Raw genomic sequence first — 17,624 nt, forward strand, 5'->3', positions numbered from 1 at the left:
TAGTGATTTCATATTATTTATTAATGATTGAATTAATAGTTACTACAGATTGATTGACCTGCTGGATCGATTCCAGATATTTTAATTGAATATTGGTTGCTGTTTGCAGGGCAAAAAGGTACTCCACATAGGAAATCTCTCCCGTTTTATAGCCTAATTGAGCTGCTTTCACAATTTTTTCAGCATTAGGTATGGCCTGATTGGTATAGTAATCATACTGCTGTATATCCTGCTGATATTGACTGAAGGTATTGTCCAACTGCGTCGTAAGCTGCTTCTGCTGCATTTTCGCATTCGTTTCAGCCACCTGTTTCTCATATTCCAATGCCTGAATTCTTGCTTTGGTAGCGCCAAACGTCAAAGGAATACCTACTCCTATCGTCGCGGCATTGAACCGATTTCCGGATCCATAATACCTTTCCTGCCCATTTACCGTCTGAAAACCAATTAATGACTGGTTGGTATATCGTAAGCTGAAATCAGGTAGTCCTAAAGACTTTTCAACCTTTTTATTTTTCTCCGCAATTTCCATCTCCTGATAAAAAGCCCTCACTGCCGGGTTATTTGCAACGACTGCACTATCCAATACATTTTCTACTTTCAATGGTTCATAATTCTGATTGAAAGGAACTTCAAAATCTTCTGAAGTGTTTAAAATGGTTTTTAAATTCTTATAAGCGTTATTTAAATATACCTCATTCTGTCTAAGTAACAAATCAATTTCTCCTTTTTGAGTTTCTGCCGTATTAATTTCAATCTTTTTTATATCACCTGCTTTAAATCGTATGGTTGCGATTCTGATAAAATCATCATAAACTTTATCAAGACTTGTCAGCTGAGCTTTGTTATATTGAAGATATTCGATCTGATAATAATAAGTTCGAACCTGCTTTACAAGCTCATTTGAGGTTACCTCTTTATCAATTTGTTTACTTTTAATATTTTCATTGATTAATTCTTTTCTTGCCTTAAAGAGCGTTGGAAAAGGAATACTCTGGGAGATCGCGAACGACTGATCAAAATTTCGGCTGTTGTATTGCCCTAGCTGAGCTTCAACGTTTAGCTTGGGAAGTTCTTTAGATGTTGGTCTTAAAGCTTCGGCCGATTTAATACTTAAATCTTTTGATTTTAAAATTAAATTGTTATCCACCGCAATCTGTACTGCTTGTTCAACGGACATCTGTTTAGATTGTGCATTAAAAGTTTGCCCCATCATCATCAATCCTAAAACAAGAACGATGGTAAATGTTCCTGTATTATTATTTTTTCTTTTCAAAATCTTTGTGTTAAAAATAATATATAGCATTGGCAAAACGAATAAAGTAAGGAATGTCGCTGATACCAATCCACCGATCACTACTGTTGCCAGGGGTTTTTGGACTTCAGCACCTGCACCTGTGGAAATTGCCATTGGTAAAAATCCTAGCGAAGCTACTGTAGCCGTCATCAAAACAGGTCTTAGCCTACTCTTCGTTCCCTCAAACACTCTTTTCAGAAGATCTTTTTCACCTTCTTTTTCTAAATGATTAAAAGTTCCGATCAAAACAATCCCGTTCAATACTGCCACTCCAAAAAGTGCAATAAACCCAATTCCGGCACTGATACTGAACGGCATATCCCTTAGAAGAAGGGCAAATACACCTCCAATAGCACTCATCGGAATCGCTGTAAAAATCAATCCTGCCTGTTTGAATGAGCGGAACGTGAAATACAGCAACATAAAGATAAGAAGAAGGGATACCGGAACAGCAATCATCAATCTCTTACTTGCTTCCTGCAGATTTTCAAATTGTCCACCATAGGTAAGATAATATCCTGAAGGCAATTTTATTTCTCTGTCTAGTTTTCCCTGAATATCTTTCACTACACTTTCCACATCACGTCCTTTTACATTAAACCCGATAACAATTCTACGTTTTCCCTGTTCACGACTGATCTGTGCCGGGCCTAATTTGTAACTGACATTGGCAACTTGTGACAAGGGAATCTGCGCTCCTGTAGCTGTAGTAATAATTAAATTATTGACGTCTGCAATATCTGATCTGTGTAGACTGTCAAGACGCACCACTAAATCGAAACGTCTTTCATTTTCAAAAACCTGTCCGGCAGCTTTCCCTGCAAAGGCTGTACTTACCGCATTATTGACATCTTCAATATTTAATCCGTAATTGGCAATTCTTGTTCTGTCATATTGTACGTTGATTTGAGGTAAACCGCTTACTCTTTCTATTTGAGGAGCTGTTGCTCCATCAACAGACTGGATTACTTTTCCCACTTTGTCCGCATACACCGCCAGTGAGTCGAGGTTTTCTCCAAAAATTTTCACGGCAACATCCTGTCTGATTCCTGTCATCAATTCATTGAAACGCATCTGGATCGGTTGGTTTTTTTCAAAAAATACCCCTGGAATAGCTTCTAATTTCTCGCTAATCTCATCTGCCAGTTCATTATAAGATTTTTGGGTTTTCCACTCTCTTTGCGGCTTCAATACTACAATCATATCGGTTGCTTCAGGAGACATCGGATCGGTAGGAACTTCGGCTGAACCGGTTTTTCCAACAACCATTTTGACTTCATCAAATTGTTTGATAATTCTGGAAGCCTGCATAGAAGTTTCTATACTCTGGCTCAATGAGCTTCCCTGTGGAAGAATACAGTGGAATGCAAAATCTCCTTCCTGCAGTTGTGGAATAAATTCCCCACCCATATTTTTAAAGATAAAAGCAGCGATGACAAAAATCGCAATCGTTGCTGAAACGATAATATATTTAACTCTAATTGCTTTTTGTAACAATGGTTGATAAACCTTCTGAATTGCATTCATCATTTTATCTGAAAGGGTCTCTTTATGTGAAATCTTTTTAGATAAAAATAATGCACTCATCATTGGAATGTACGTAATAGATAGTATTGTTGCTCCAATGATTGCAAAACCTACCGTCTTAGCCATTGGTGTAAACATTTTTCCTTCTACTCCTGCCAACGTAAGAATTGGAACGTAAACAATCAGAATGATAATCTGTCCGAATATGGCACTATTCATCATCTTAGAAGCTGCACTTCCCACTTCCTGGTCCATTTGAACCTGGGTCAGCATTCCTTTATTTTTATTATGAAGTACATGCAGAGTTGCTTCAACGATAATGACTGCCCCATCTACAATAAGTCCAAAATCTATTGCTCCCAGGCTCATCAGATTGGCACTTACCCCGAAGACATTCATCATTCCAAGCGCAAATAATAGGGAAAGTGGAATGGCAGAAGCTACAATAAGCCCTGCTCTCAGATTCCCCAGGAAGACAACAAGAACAAAAATTACAATTAATGCTCCCTCCATCAGGTTTTTTTCAACAGTACTGATGGCTCTGCTTACCAAATCTGTTCTATCCAGGAATGGTTCAATGACCACATCATTCGGAAGAGATTTTTGAATGGTAGGAATCTTTGCTTTTACATTTTCTACGACCTCATTACTGTTGGCTCCTTTCAGCATCATCACTACTCCTCCCACAGCATCTACCTTTCCGTTATAGGTTAAAGCTCCGTATCGAACAGCACTTCCCAGACGAACATCTGCCACGTCTTTTACAAAAATAGGAACACTACCTGTCTCGTTTTTTACAGCTATATTTTTTATATCTTCCAGAGATGACACTAGCCCTATCCCTCTGATAAAGTAAGCATTAGGCTTTTTATCGATATAAGCACCTCCGGTATTTTGATTATTTTTTTCAAGTGCTGTGAATAAGTCGCTGATGCTTATTCCCATTGCTTTCAGTCGGTTGGGATCTATAGCGACTTCATATTGCTTTAACTCACCACCAAAACTGTTGATTTCAGCAACTCCCGGGGTTCCGTTAAGTTGTCTGCGGACAATCCAGTCCTGCATGGTTCGAAGTTCTTTAGCATTGTATTTTTTCTCACTTCCTTTTTTAGGATGGAGAATATACTGATAGACTTCTCCCAAACCTGTACTTACAGGAGCCAGCTCAGGAGTTCCCACTCCTTTAGGTATTTCTTCTACAGCATTTTTCAGTTGCTCACTGATCAATTGTCTTGCGAAATACACATCAACCTCTTCTTTGAATACAACGGTAATCACGGAAAGCCCAAATCTTGAAATACTTCTTGTCTCCTGAATACCGGGAACATTGGCAATACTTTGCTCAATAGGAAAAGTCACCAATTGTTCTACCTCCTGTCCTGCCAATGTAGGACATACGGTAATAATCTGTACCTGATTATTCGTAATATCTGGTACAGCATCAATAGGCAGCTTGGTAGCACTCCAAACTCCCCAGATGATCCATACTAAGGTCATAAGACCAATGACCACCTTGTTTTTGATACTAAATTTTATTATTTTATCTAACACGATCTATATTTAATTTTTATTGAAAATAAATGCATACAGTAATCCTGCAGCAAAAATATCCTGAAAACCTCTGCAATGATATTGCAAAGTTTCAAGTAGGCTTAGAAAGCATAACTTTCTAAAGTTCAATACAATTAAATTTTAGGGGGTTGCCAGATAGGATCGTATACCTGATAGGCAAAATCGTTTTTATGAAATAAGATCTTCTTGGAAAAATAAGCAGGGAGCTGCTCAGGGAGCTCCAATAATGGATCCATTTTAAATGCCGAAACCGTCATCTGACAACAGCTGCAGGCACACAATGGTGAACAAATATCTCCTTTTTCAGTAGAATGAGTCTCGGAAATACTTAAAGAGACACTTTTGTTTCCTGAATTCAATGGATGAGACACGTCTTCACATGGCATTAAAGATAACGCCATGAAATAAATCGCCAATATCCATCTTAACAGGTTCATTGCTACAAAGGTAAAGTTTTTTTCTAAAATGGGTGAATCATGAAAGTTTTAAATATATGACAAAAATCAAAATACTTCTCATCACCTCTATTTTTTCCAATAATTATTATTTCAAAATAATTACTATTTATTAACCAAAACAAATGCCATATTTTTAAGAATAACTCAAAATAACTCTAAAATTCAACTACACTCTCAAAACCCCTTTAAATAAAGGGGTTTCACCGAATTACAGCAATCATTTATTACCTTTGCAAAAAAATAAACAACCATTCTAAATAGATATGCAATCCGCAATTAATCAAAGAAAATTTTCATTTTCTTTTGATTTCAAAAGAACTTACTAAACGAATTTATTTACTAATATATGAAACGAACATTACTATTGGTTTGTACCATTATGACATCCAGTATTTTTGCACAAAGCTGGAACACTACCGGAAATGCCGGAACAAACCCTTCCAACAATTTTATTGGGACTACTGACGATCAGGATTTAACTTTTAAAACGAATAATAAAGAAAGATTAAGAGTTTTTTCCAGCCCATATCACAATGGTATTGTCATTGGTGACCAAAACGGTAAATTAGAAGCAGCTGCAGCAATCTGTGCAAGATGCCTTTCTCCATGGACTTCTCCCGGAGATTTCGTTATGAGAAACTTTGGCGGAAAAAATCTGGAATTTAATATGCCTAATAATAATGCTGTAGACCCTAACACAGATACAAGCACTCCAGACTCACCCTATATTACCAGAATAAAGTTTACTGATGGAGCGCATAAAAGCAACCTTATCATCTTTAACACCGGAAAAGTAACAGTAGGTACAGATCAGTATGATAATGATCCTAACTTTATTTTTTATGTAAAAAAAGGAATCAAAGCCGAACAGGTGAAAGTTGAAAACCCTGCTACCAATGGCTGGGCAGACTATGTATTCAAAAAAGACTATAAACTTCGTTCTTTAGAAGAAGTAGAAAAACATATTTCAGAAAAAGGACATTTACCAAACATTCCATCTGCATTGGAAGTTGAGAAAGACGGAATTAATCTAGGTGAAATGGATGCTAAGCTGTTGGAAAAAATTGAAGAATTAACCCTTTATTCTATTGAGCAAAATAAGCAATTACAATCTCAATCCAACAAAATTGAAAAATTGGAACAACTTGTTCAGAAGCTTTTATCTACTCAAAAATAGGACATTAATGAAAAGAAAATTATTTTCTCTATTTTCTCTATTAATAGGATTTCTTGGGTTTTCACAGACTGAAGTATATTTCAAGTATGATGAAGCAGGAAATCAGCGATACAGAGGAACTGGCACTGCTGCTAAAACGGCTGAAGATCCTGCTACAAAAGATATTAAATTACAGCCATTGGCTAAAACAGCAGCCATTACTGAGCAGACTTCTGTTATAGACGAAAACACATTCTGGAAACAGCTCAGACTTTATCCTGTTCCGGTAAATGATTATTTAACTATTGACTGGACAGAAGAGGTGGATAGTTTAATAGAATCTGTTTCATTGTATCAACATAGCACAGTTCACTGGAAATTCCAGCAACAGAATGCTTCTGGATTAAACCGACAAATAAAAATCAACATGACCGGTTATGATTGGGGGGTATATATTCTGCGGTTTACATTGAAGGACGGAAGAATCTTTAGCAGAAACGTTACTAAACGATAAAACAGAAGATTATACACATTTTAAAGTAAAGAATTTTTTCTCTACTCTCATTTTGATTGCCTTTCATCAGCAATCATTTATAAAAATTAACGAATAAAATAATGAGATTAATTTTATCATTACTATTATCCCTGTGTTCAGTATTAGGCTTTTCACAGACTATTCTGTATCAGGCTGAATCTACCTCGCGGACTGTTCAGGACCCGCAAGCGGTGATTATGGCACAGGGATTTCATGCCAAATCGGATATTTCAAAACCGTTTTTGGCAAAATTAGGTCCTGCTACAGAAAATTCAGGCGGAGGACCAACAGATTCACAGGCGGGAGCTAATAATCCTACAAAAACAACAGAAACAGATACACTCAGATTTCATGATACCAGAGGAAATATAGATGTGACCCAAGCTGGCCAACTTCAATATACCCTTGCTATTGAACTTCCACCAGGTATGCAAAAAACAGCCCCTAATATCAATCTTGCGTATGTAAGTGGAGCAGGGAACGGACTTGTTGGTTATGGTTGGAATATTTCAGGAATAACATCCATTTCGAGAGTTGGAAAAAATATTGAAAAAGACGGAATCACAAAAGGTGTACAGCTTGATTATTCGGATTACTATAGCTTTAATGGACAAAGGCTTATTTTAAAATCCGGAGAATATGGCAAAGACGGCGCAGAATATGTGACAGAAAAATATTCTAATATAAAGATTAGGTCAATTGGTACTATAACAGGTCAAACATGGCAAGGACCAGAGTACTGGGAAATAACTTTTGAAGATGGCTCCCAGACATGGTACGGAGCTATCGCTTCAGGAAACAGCTCAGCAAGAACAGCCATCGACTATAATATTGTAAAATCGAAAGACAGCAATGGAAATTACATCACCTATAACTATATTGTTGATGGAAATGTATCAGTAATCAACAGCATTGAATGGGGAGGTAATGAACCTAAGAGTACTCCGCATTTTAATAAAATTGATTTTGTATTTGGAGCAAGACCACAAGCTGAAACAGCATATATAAAAGGTATTGAGTTTTCTCAGACAAAAATGCTTCAATCCATTGTGGTTTCTACTGATAACAAACAATATAAAAAATATAATCTTTTCTATAGAAATGACGCTCAAATAAGTAGATACAAATACCTGGACAAGATTAGCATTTTAAACAGTAAAAATGAAGAAGCAGAACCTGTTATTTTTACATATGAAAAGTTTGGTTATGGTCAGTTTGAAATCAATAGCATAGTATCATTAAAACCAAATTCTGAAACAGATTTAGTAGGAGACTTTGATGGAGATGGTAATCTTGATTTATTAAGATATCATTCTGCTACATCGCCTAAAATAAAACAAACAGGATTATATCTCTACTCTAATTTTTATAAGATTCAATACGATGGTTATCATGATTCTCCAGTATTCGTAGGAAACTCTGAATTAGACTTGAAAAACAACCTTGTATTGAATTTCAAAAAAGATAATATCATACATAGCAGACAAGGATTTGTAACAGCTAGAAATATATCTATTTCTCCCCTTTTCAAAACAAATTTACATTTAGACTTTTATTCCATAAACGATAATCAACTAAGTTTAAATTATAAAAAAATAATTCCTAATGCTGCTTATGATGCTTCTATTGGAATACCCGATCCAAAAAGCCCTGACAATTATATCTTAACACAATTAAAGAAAATGAGGGAGTTTGATCTTGATGGAGATGGGCTTTCGGAAATTATTTTTGAATTTGAGAATAAAACATGTTTTAAAGTTCCAACAGCATTTCCAAATTCACCATGGCAGGAAGTCTGTATTAATGAAAACAAATATTTTGTATTAAATACAGATCAGGATGTTCCGGGACAAGAATCACTATCCCCTATCCAATTATATGGTAATCGTATTGATACGGATGTATTTTCCGAATATAGAATAGGAGATTTCAATGGGGATGGGCTTCTAGATTTTATTAAATTAGATAATAATAAGCCTCAGCTTATAACTTTTAAGAAAACCCCTCAAGGTAAATATGAATCCAGCATAGCTCCTTTTAACCCTGCAAACGATCAGACCTTAAATGGATATTGGCAAGATGCTTTGGTAGGAGATTTTAATGGAGATGGTCTGGCTGACATTGTAATGCCAGGAACAAATACTGCAGCTATTTGGTATAAATATATTTCTACAGGACGTGGGTTTAAGGAAGACACTTTCGTTTTTGAACGCCCTGAAAGAGACCGTAGGGTATTTGTTGATCCCAATACTGAAAATATCAGAATTTATGACCCCCGAACTTTTGTTGCTTATGATATTAATAATGATGGTAAAACAGATCTTATTCAACTTGAATATCAAAAACTATTTAAGAGATTAAAACTTGAAGACAATATTCGAGGAGCTTGTTATACTTCAAGCGGACAGGCATTCTTTAATGTTTATTCAACATTTGGAGGACAGTATTCTATTACAAATATCCAACATGGAGGGGCCTACCCTATTTATCTCAATGAGAATAATAGGCAATTCGTATTGGGTGTTAGTACGGATGATCTAATGGGTGTACCTGCTGACCAATGGACAGGGGCTATGTTAAAAATGCTGGCAATGGGCAGTATACTCGGAATAAATCATCCTTATGGTACCGGGCAGTCTATAGTATCAACCCAATATTATGACACCTCTAAGGAAGGACGTATTAACAGTGTAACACAGGGAGGCGTTACTACTAATATTACTTATAAACAATTAGACAAATCCAAAAATCCAGGATTATATGACGGAGTTAAGGCAGAAAATTACCCTTATGTTGAGATCAATCAATCAACAGGTATGTATGTGGTTTCTGAACTTTCACAAGACATTTCATCAACCAGTAAATTAAAACAGAATTTCAAATACAGAGGTCTTACTTCCAATATACTTGGACGAGGTATGATCGGATTCAAAAAAACAGCCCGAAGTTCGTGGTATGCTGATGGATTTGAAAATACCAAGATATGGTCTGGAGCTGAAATTGATCCTACTAACGAAGGAATTCCTGTAAAAGAATGGTCTATCAAAACTAATAATGAAAATTTGATTTTCCCTGCTGATGTTTCTGAAAACAATTCTCAATTATTATCTTTTAAACAGTACACTTATAAGATTGATAAACTCCTTAACGGAAGTGTTATTACAAATGTTTCAGATGCAGACAAACCTAAGATTGTCACAGCAATTAATCCACATATTACTGTATCCAAAGACTTTTTAAAAAATATAAAAACAGTTCACACTGTTCTGGAATATGATAATTTATATCTTCCTAAAAAGTCAATTATAAATGTTAATAACGGGTTTTCTATTACAAATTCTGAAACAGAATATTATCCCCCAAACACAAATTCAGGAAGCAGCTATAGTATTGGAAAGCCAAAAGTAATTACAAGTACTGTACAGGCTTATGGAGACACAAAATCAACCAAAGAAGAGTATATTTATAATGGTAATCTTTTAAAATCCAATAAGACTTACAACAGGGATAATACCGGATATTTTGAAGAGATTTATAGTTATGATGACTTTGGTAATGTTAATCAAAAAGAATCGTTAAATAGTATTGATTCCCAGAGCCAGATTACTACTACCTTCTATGATAATAAAGGAAAATTTGCTATTAAATCAACAGATAATTTAGGATTAGAAACTAATGTATCATATAATGATTGGGGCCAAATTACAAAACAAACTGATCCATTAGGAAATACCTCTATCAATGTGTATGATTCATGGGGGAAAATTATAAAATCAAAATCGAATCTAAGTGGAACTGTTACATATACCTATTCTAAAGATAAACAATATAATTCAATCGTTACACAATATGATCCTGACGGAAATATTACAAAAAAATTCACCAATAAATTAGGACAGGAGTATAAAGTTTCTACCAAAGGTTTTAAACAAGAAAAATATGTTTCCAAAGACTTTACTTATGATATATTGGGAAGAAAAATAGGAGAAAGTGAGCCTTATTTTGAAGGACAGACCCCCAATAAATGGAATACAATTTCTTATGATGATTCTGTATTTCCGGCTGTCATCACATCAACAACACTTAATGGAAAACAAGTAAAAACATCTGTTTCAGGAAATACAACTACAGAAGAAGAAACCAATGGCAATTTAAGAATTACTACCAAAACAGCAGATGCTTTAGGAAACATAATATCCAGTACGGATAAAGGAGGAACCATTCAGTTTTCTTATGATGCATCAGGGCAGCAAATTCAGGCAAAATATGCTGAAAATATTGTCACTACTCAATATGACTCATGGGGAAGAAAGTCTGAACTCAATGACCCTTCCAATGGAGTATATAAATATGAATACTACGGATTTGGACAAACTAAAAAGGTAACAAGCCCGAAAGGAATTAAAGAATATACATATAACAAATTTGGCCAGCTCATTTCTCAAAAAGAAATGTCCACAACAGATGGTGGAAAAGCCACTAATAAAACCATTGCTTATCAATATGACGATAAAGGCAGACTTGTTTCAAAATCAGGAACATCCCAAAATAAGCCCTATAATTCCAATACCGCTTATGATGCTCAAGGAAGATTACTTTCTGTATCGGAAAGCAGTAATGGAAAATATTTCATTCAGAAAGCTATTACTTATGATGACAAAGCAAGAATCATTTCCTATGAAAAGAGTCTCTATTCATCTGGTTTACTTACCAAAGTGAATATTGAAAATATTTACAGTGAATGGAATGGTGAACTGTATCAGATTAAAGATAAGAATACTGGAAAGGTTCTTTGGCAATTAAATGAAATGGATGTCCGAGGACAAGTAAGCAAAGCAAAATTAGGATCAATCGAGATTACTAATAAATACGACACCAATAGTCTTTTAACTGAAATAGAACATACCTCCACAGGGAATCCTACTCTAATAAATATCAAATATACTTTTGATGCTATTAAAAACGAGCTGAAAAGCAGAACCACATCAGGTAGTTTCAACATTTTAGAAAATTTCGGATATGATACTACCAATCGTCTGACTCAATGGACAGATCCCGTTACAGGTAGTACACCAGTCAACAGAAATATTTACGATGCAAAAGGAAGGATTCTTGAAAACGATCAAGTAGGGAAAATTAAATTTGATAATCCTTCTAAAATCTATCAACCTACCGGAATGACCTTAAATCCATCCGGAGTTAAAAATTATAACAATGATCTTGTTCAAAGTATTATTTATAATGAGAATAATGATCCTATTTTTATTGATGGAGAAAAAGGAGATATGGCCTTCCAATATGGATTGACTACTATGAGGCAAATGGCAATATATGGTGGAAACTTTAATACTGAAGGAGAGGGTAAATTTACAAAATATTATAGTGAAGCAGGTAGTTTTGAAGTTATTAAAAATAACACGACAGGCAAAGAAAAACATATTCTATATATTGGAGGAACACCTTACGAAAGCAATATAATCTACCTTAAAAATTATAATGAAACTACAGGATCTTATAAATTCCTCCATAAGGATTATTTAGGCAGCATATTAGCAATCAGTGATGAAGCAGGGAATAAACTGGAACAAAGACATTTTGATGCATGGGGTCATTTAACTCACCTACAGATTGCCAACGGAACAGTAGAAACTGATATTAACAAAATAAAAGACATCATCAATAATGACGGTTTACTACTAGAAAGAGGATATACATCTCATGAGCATTTTACTGAAGTAGGAATTATCCACATGAATGGTAGATTATATGATCCATTATTAAGAAGATTCTTAAGTCCCGATGAAAATATTCAAGACCTTTATAATACACAGAATTATAATAAATATGGATATGTATTAAACAACCCTATGATGTATAATGATCCTAACGGTGAGTTTTGGATGTTAGTAGCCGGAGCTTTGGTAGGTGGATATTTTAGTGGTGCACAGGCAAACGGCTCATGGAATCCAGTCAAATGGGATTGGCAAAAATCATGGGGAGCAGTACTTGGAGGAGCAATAGCAGGTGCATCTCTTTCAGGAACATTAGGCAACATTGCTAGCAATCCAGGAGCAATTAAAAATATTTTACCCGGAATTGTCTCAGGAGGATTAAACTCGGCTTTTAACGGAAATAATTTCCTGGGTGGGGCAATAAGCGGTCTTTCTTATACAGGGAATCTATCTGCTAACCCAATTACCTCAACAAGTACTACTTCTAGTGGATACAGATACATTGTATCTCCTTATGAAAACATGGAAAGTGATTGGGAAGGGCTAACAAAGAGCATACTGCTAAATTATGTCAAAACCAATTTCTGTACAACCTGTTCATCCGGACAATTGCAACAAAAGGCAGGAATAATGTTTGAAAATGCTTTTCATTCAATCATACGTGTAGATTATGCTTCACTGAATTACACAAGTAATGATGGCAAGATTCCCGGGATGTATAAAGGAAGACCAAGAAATACAATTCCCGATGGAATCTATGACTTAATCCATGATGAAATGCAATACAGAAAGACCGATTTAAAAGTAGGTCCGTTTAATATTATGATACCAATTCCTAATGGAACTAAAACATACAAATATTCAGGAGTTCAATTTGCTGAAGTTAAGGCAATGGACGGTACCTTATATACAAGCTCTAATTCCGGACAAATCGCTTCAATGATTGGAGCTATGGCAGGAAACAGAGGTGTGCGTACTTTTGGAGGACAGTTTATAATCGGAACAACATCAGACACTGTAATTTCTAAAGGAATACACACTGAAGCTGCTCTCTTTAATATACAGGTTATACAAATGAGAGCTCAGTATAGAATGGTATCCGGATTAATGGAAATGAGATTAATCCAGGGGTGGATGCCATGGGCTATGAGTCCAAGTACCACTTTTATTAAATAGTTTTGTTTTTATGAAAAAGATTATAATATTTGTTACAATTTTTAAGTTTATTTATATGTCTAGTCAGGAAACAAAAAAATATAAAATCTTATCAGGAGAGGAAGAAAGAAAATATGACATCAAAAAGATGAAATTTAACCATATGTCATCTTATAATGAAAGTCTATCCTATTTTGTGGATGAAAACAATTTACTTGTTATGCCCAATCTTCCGGCAGCAGAGCATTCTATTTTGGTAAGTAAAGCAGATTATGAACTAATGGAGGAAAACAAAAGTTTTCCTGTACTCCAAGAAAATGACACTCCTTACTTCCAATACAAACATCTAATCAATGAAAAGATGTTTACTAAAGAAAGTATGTTGCTTATTTTTGAGGAACTTGGATTTAAATATACAGCAGAAACATTCTATAAGGATGCTGAAAAGCTCAGTAAGTCACTTACTGAAGAAGATAAAAAGAAATTTTTGATACCGATGCTTTATTTTATTGGAGAAGATTTACGAAACCAATGTTCTGAAGCAAAATGGATATTCAACACTCTTTATTATTTTCAACCATTCAATGAAGCAGTACTTTATTATGAAAAACAAAATTTTTCATTCTATAATTTGAACCTATTATTAGAAGAAAAGCTCCTTACAGGAAAAAATATTACCTTCAGTAATATTTACAAAAGAGTAGAAAGCAATTACCTAAGAAAGAAAGTACTCTGGCATTAAATTAATAATGTAATGCTATAAACCGCCTCATCAGTGAGGCGGTTTTTTTATTAAAATATCTCTTCATAATTCAACAAAAAAATACCGCAAAAGCGGTGGCTAAAAAAATCAAATCTAATATGAACTGTAGATTGTAAATTGGGATTATTTTCAATCTCTTTCAGTGGAATACTCAATAAATAATAATCGCAGAGTCTTGCTAAAAAGAAGAATAAACAGGCATAATTTTAGTCTCTAATAATATGTTTTCCGGCAGAATAACTAGCTTTGTTAGAAATACAAAATCAATCCCCCGTTGCGCAAAGTCTAAAGTTCACCTCTGCTCTCCAAAGTCGGGATACCTCGGAGAGCAGGGTATGGATTATTATTTAAAACAAGTACAATTATATGGATACTAACAAATATGGAAAATTTCCGTGCCCTTGTTGCGGATATTATACTCTTAAATATAAGCCTGATAATACGTTTCAAATATGTCCAGTATGTTATTGGGAAGATGATGGTATTCAGCTTAATGATATTGACTATAATGGCGGAGCTAATGCTGTAAGTCTAAGAGAAGCAAAAATTAATTTTGAAAAATACGGAGTAATAGAAAGGCAATTTATAAAATTTGTTCGGCCTCCTCTGCAAGATGAAAAAATTGATAAATAATTCTATATCTGCCTCAAATTTGAGGCAGATACTATTCAAAAATATAATTATTTTTAACAAAATATTTTGAAATTGATGTTCTGATACAAATGTTTAACACTATAATTAATTGGAAACCCCCATGTGCAAAGTCCTAAAACTTTGAGCCAATAAATAAAAGCAATTTTATAAACATTCTCCAAAGTCGGGAGACTTCGGAGAGCAGGGGAAAAGGGCATAATGGTGTAATTATCGGTAACGATAAAGATTGTTATATTTATATGGCAAGTGATGGAAGGGTTGATACGTCAGGTAGCATGTGGATGGGAGGAAAAAATGATGTTACTGTTAAAACATTTAAAACCAGACAAGAAGCTATAAATTTCGTTAAAACAAAGTATAATTATGACGGTTCAATTACGATAAAAATTACAGCCGCACAAGATTTGGGAGCTGCAACAAGAGCAATGAAACAATTACAAAGTAATTATCATTTTCTTTTTAATAACTGTAATCATATTATATCTGCAGCCCTTACAGGTGCAGGTTTGTCTCAATATGGTGGATATTTAGTGATCCCGAATCTTAATTTTAAAGAATTAAAAAATAATGATTAAAAGGAATTATAATTATTTGGCAATATTAATTTTGATTATATTATTTTCAGTTATATTATATTTTATAATTGGAGGTTTAGCAATGGACAAGGGTATTGGAAAACTTCATTACTCCAATTCTTTGCAAGAAGCAGAAAAAGAGAAAACTATTATTAGTAAATATATTGTTTCTAATGTAAAGGGAAAACAAATAAATAAAGCTTGGCTTGAATATGCAAGGAGTTATGATATTTTCGACAATAAGAAAATTGAAAAAGATAAAATATCTTTAAGAGTACCAGATACAAAAGAATTTGGAAAAATTGAAGATATTTATTGGGAAGCTTTTTTCAAGAGCAAGAGATTAACAATCTTTGAAGATAAAGGAATTATTAGTGTGGTTGAAATAGATAAAAATATGGACACTATAATAATAAGACCTAATAAAGATGAAGTTTTTTATATAGTAAAAGACAATTAATCCTAGCCAAGTTGAATTAGGTTACAAAAAATCATAAAAGAGAAATCTTTAGAAGACGTAGACATTACAAAATAAAATCTGCTCTCATAGAATATACTTATTAACAAATCTCCTCCGAAAATTTCGGAGGAGATTTTATTATCTGAAGTATTGAAAAAACATGATGATACTTTCGGTAGCAAAAACAAAAACCACCGCAAAAGCGGTGGCTAAAAAATCAAATCTAATTATGGACTGGGATTATAGATTGGGATTATTTTCAAGTTCTTTCAGTGGAATACTGAATAAATAATAAGGACTGTTCGGAACAAACGGAGTCTTATTCGGAAGATCAAAAACACTATGCCCTTTACCATCCACTGTTTTTACTGTTCCATTTGGGGTTGTTATCTGAACTTTGATTGGTTTTCCATCCGCATCTACAAACGGTTTTCTTTCCACTGTCCCCTGTGTTCTGATAATATCTGAAAGCGAAAACCCTTCACCAAATAATTCTTTTCTTCTTTCAATCAGGATTTCATTCACTACATCATTCTGTGCCAATGATCCTGTATAAGCATTCGCATTTCTGGCAGCTCTTAACTGATTTAAAACGGCTACCGCCTGAGCTGGATTTCCGTTTCTTGCTTCAGATTCGGCTTCAATCAGGTACATTTCAGCCGCTCTCATATAGACAATATCTGCAATAAGAGTAGACTTAAACTTGAATTTAGCATATCTCAACAATCCTTCTCTTGCCGGAAGACCGTCCCATGAGAATAATTGAGATCTGATGTCATTCGCATCAAACAGTTTTTGAAAATAAGGGTCTGCCATAAAACTGTAATAGTAGCTTCCTGAAGAAGACACATCCAGATAATGGAAGGCATAACTTGCATCTGACATCTCCTGAGTCTGTGCATGTCCCCAGATCCATTCCCCATTATTAATATCATTGAATCCTTCTTTATATTTTTCCGGAGTCATCAAAGCAAAACCTTCTCTTGCTGTTTTTGCCGCTGCTGCAGCCTTACTCCACTCTCCGGTATTCAAATATACTCTTGCTAAAATCCCGTTTACAACGTTACGGTTGATCTTATCTTTTTTATTTCTTGTATAGTTCTTCAGTAAATTATCTGCGTCTGTAAGATCACTTTTAATTAAAGCATAAATATCTTCCAGACTGGATTTTTTCTTTGGAACACTGCTTGTTGTTGAAGGTTCTGTATAGATAGGAACTGCTAAAGCAGATTTGTCTTTCAGATAACTGAATTGATAAAAGCTGGCAAGATTCAGATAACAGAAAGCACGTAATGCCTTTGCCTGCCCTTTTACCTGATCCTTTTTAGCCTGAGTTCCTTCCGTAGCATCAATTTTAGCAATAACATTATTCATATTATTGATGGTAGAATACAACATCGTCCAGATAAATGACGGACGCCCTACTGTATTATTCACCATTTCTGTAAAATCATAAGTAGATGAGAAACCATATTTATTGGTTAAAACAGCTACATCACTTCCCATCGCATCACTTGCTCTCAGAACAGTTGAGTATCCAATATTCGCAAAGGTTGTTCCGTCATTATTGAATTTTGCCCAGGTTCCGTTGATAACAGTTTCCGCACTTTCTGCAGTTTTGAAAACCTCCACACTGGTAGCCTGATCTGTAGGAGCTGTATCCATTTCACTTTCACAGCTTGTCAACGACCATAATCCTAGTAAAGCAAAAGATAAATATTTTAAATTTTTCATTGTTCA

10 protein-coding genes are annotated in these 17,624 nt (G+C 34.6%); 7 read left to right on the forward strand and 3 right to left on the reverse strand.

The window, feature by feature from the left end:
* Positions 1-13 precede the first annotated feature (13 nt).
* The gene (locus BLS98_RS06400) at positions 14-4,375 is read right to left on the reverse strand and encodes a CusA/CzcA family heavy metal efflux RND transporter (RefSeq protein WP_089734730.1); all 4,362 of its coding nucleotides are present in this window, start codon (positions 4,373-4,375) and stop codon (positions 14-16) included.
* Positions 4,376-4,509: 134 nt separating this feature from the next.
* Positions 4,510-4,833, reverse strand: coding sequence for a DUF6660 family protein (locus BLS98_RS06405; protein ID WP_089734732.1), 324 nt, complete (start codon positions 4,831-4,833; stop codon positions 4,510-4,512).
* Positions 4,834-5,200: 367 nt separating this feature from the next.
* Between BLS98_RS06405 and BLS98_RS23500 the strand changes: the two genes are divergently transcribed.
* The 7 genes from BLS98_RS23500 (at position 5,201) to BLS98_RS06440 (ending at position 15,884) form a co-directional block, all read left to right on the forward strand.
* On the forward strand, positions 5,201-6,031 hold the full coding sequence (locus tag BLS98_RS23500) for a hypothetical protein (protein ID WP_089734734.1): 831 nt from the start codon (positions 5,201-5,203) through the stop codon (positions 6,029-6,031).
* Between the two features lie 7 nt (positions 6,032-6,038).
* Complete coding sequence (locus BLS98_RS06415) at positions 6,039-6,524, forward strand: hypothetical protein (protein WP_089734735.1); 486 nt, start codon at positions 6,039-6,041, stop codon at positions 6,522-6,524.
* Between the two features lie 101 nt (positions 6,525-6,625).
* Positions 6,626-13,453, forward strand: a complete 6,828-nt coding sequence (locus tag BLS98_RS06420) for an FG-GAP-like repeat-containing protein (RefSeq protein ID WP_089734737.1) — start codon at positions 6,626-6,628, stop codon at positions 13,451-13,453.
* Positions 13,454-13,463: 10 nt separating this feature from the next.
* Entirely contained in the window at positions 13,464-14,174 is a 711-nt protein-coding gene (locus BLS98_RS06425; protein WP_167356182.1) for a hypothetical protein, read from the forward strand.
* 387 nt (positions 14,175-14,561) lie between these two features.
* The gene (locus tag BLS98_RS06430; protein WP_089734741.1) at positions 14,562-14,828 is read left to right on the forward strand and encodes a CPCC family cysteine-rich protein; all 267 of its coding nucleotides are present in this window, start codon (positions 14,562-14,564) and stop codon (positions 14,826-14,828) included.
* Positions 14,829-15,088: 260 nt separating this feature from the next.
* Positions 15,089-15,424, forward strand: a complete 336-nt coding sequence (locus BLS98_RS06435; RefSeq protein WP_089734743.1) for a hypothetical protein — start codon at positions 15,089-15,091, stop codon at positions 15,422-15,424.
* Positions 15,417-15,884, forward strand: coding sequence for a hypothetical protein (locus BLS98_RS06440; RefSeq protein WP_089734745.1), 468 nt, complete (start codon positions 15,417-15,419; stop codon positions 15,882-15,884). The genes BLS98_RS06435 and BLS98_RS06440 overlap by 8 nt, the downstream gene beginning before the upstream one ends.
* Positions 15,885-16,124: 240 nt before the next feature.
* Here the strand turns inward: BLS98_RS06440 and BLS98_RS06445 are convergent, their stop codons facing one another.
* Positions 16,125-17,618, reverse strand: coding sequence for a RagB/SusD family nutrient uptake outer membrane protein (locus BLS98_RS06445; protein WP_089734747.1), 1,494 nt, complete (start codon positions 17,616-17,618; stop codon positions 16,125-16,127).
* Positions 17,619-17,624 lie beyond the last annotated feature (6 nt).

The sequence above is a fragment of the Chryseobacterium jejuense genome, assembly GCF_900100075.1.
Classification (GTDB): domain Bacteria; phylum Bacteroidota; class Bacteroidia; order Flavobacteriales; family Weeksellaceae; genus Chryseobacterium; species Chryseobacterium jejuense.

Coding starts and splice junctions, on each gene's coding strand:
- BLS98_RS06415 (WP_089734735.1), top strand. CDS start 6,039: ATGAAAAGAAAATTATTTTCTCTATTTTCTCTATTAATAGGATTTCTT.
- BLS98_RS06420 (WP_089734737.1), top strand. CDS start 6,626: ATGAGATTAATTTTATCATTACTATTATCCCTGTGTTCAGTATTAGGC.
- BLS98_RS06430 (WP_089734741.1), top strand. CDS start 14,562: ATGGATACTAACAAATATGGAAAATTTCCGTGCCCTTGTTGCGGATAT.
- BLS98_RS06425 (WP_167356182.1), top strand. CDS start 13,464: ATGAAAAAGATTATAATATTTGTTACAATTTTTAAGTTTATTTATATG.
- BLS98_RS06435 (WP_089734743.1), top strand. CDS start 15,089: ATGGCAAGTGATGGAAGGGTTGATACGTCAGGTAGCATGTGGATGGGA.
- BLS98_RS06440 (WP_089734745.1), top strand. CDS start 15,417: ATGATTAAAAGGAATTATAATTATTTGGCAATATTAATTTTGATTATA.
- BLS98_RS23500 (WP_089734734.1), top strand. CDS start 5,201: ATGAAACGAACATTACTATTGGTTTGTACCATTATGACATCCAGTATT.
- BLS98_RS06445 (WP_089734747.1), bottom strand. CDS start 17,618: ATGAAAAATTTAAAATATTTATCTTTTGCTTTACTAGGATTATGGTCG.
- BLS98_RS06405 (WP_089734732.1), bottom strand. CDS start 4,833: ATGAACCTGTTAAGATGGATATTGGCGATTTATTTCATGGCGTTATCT.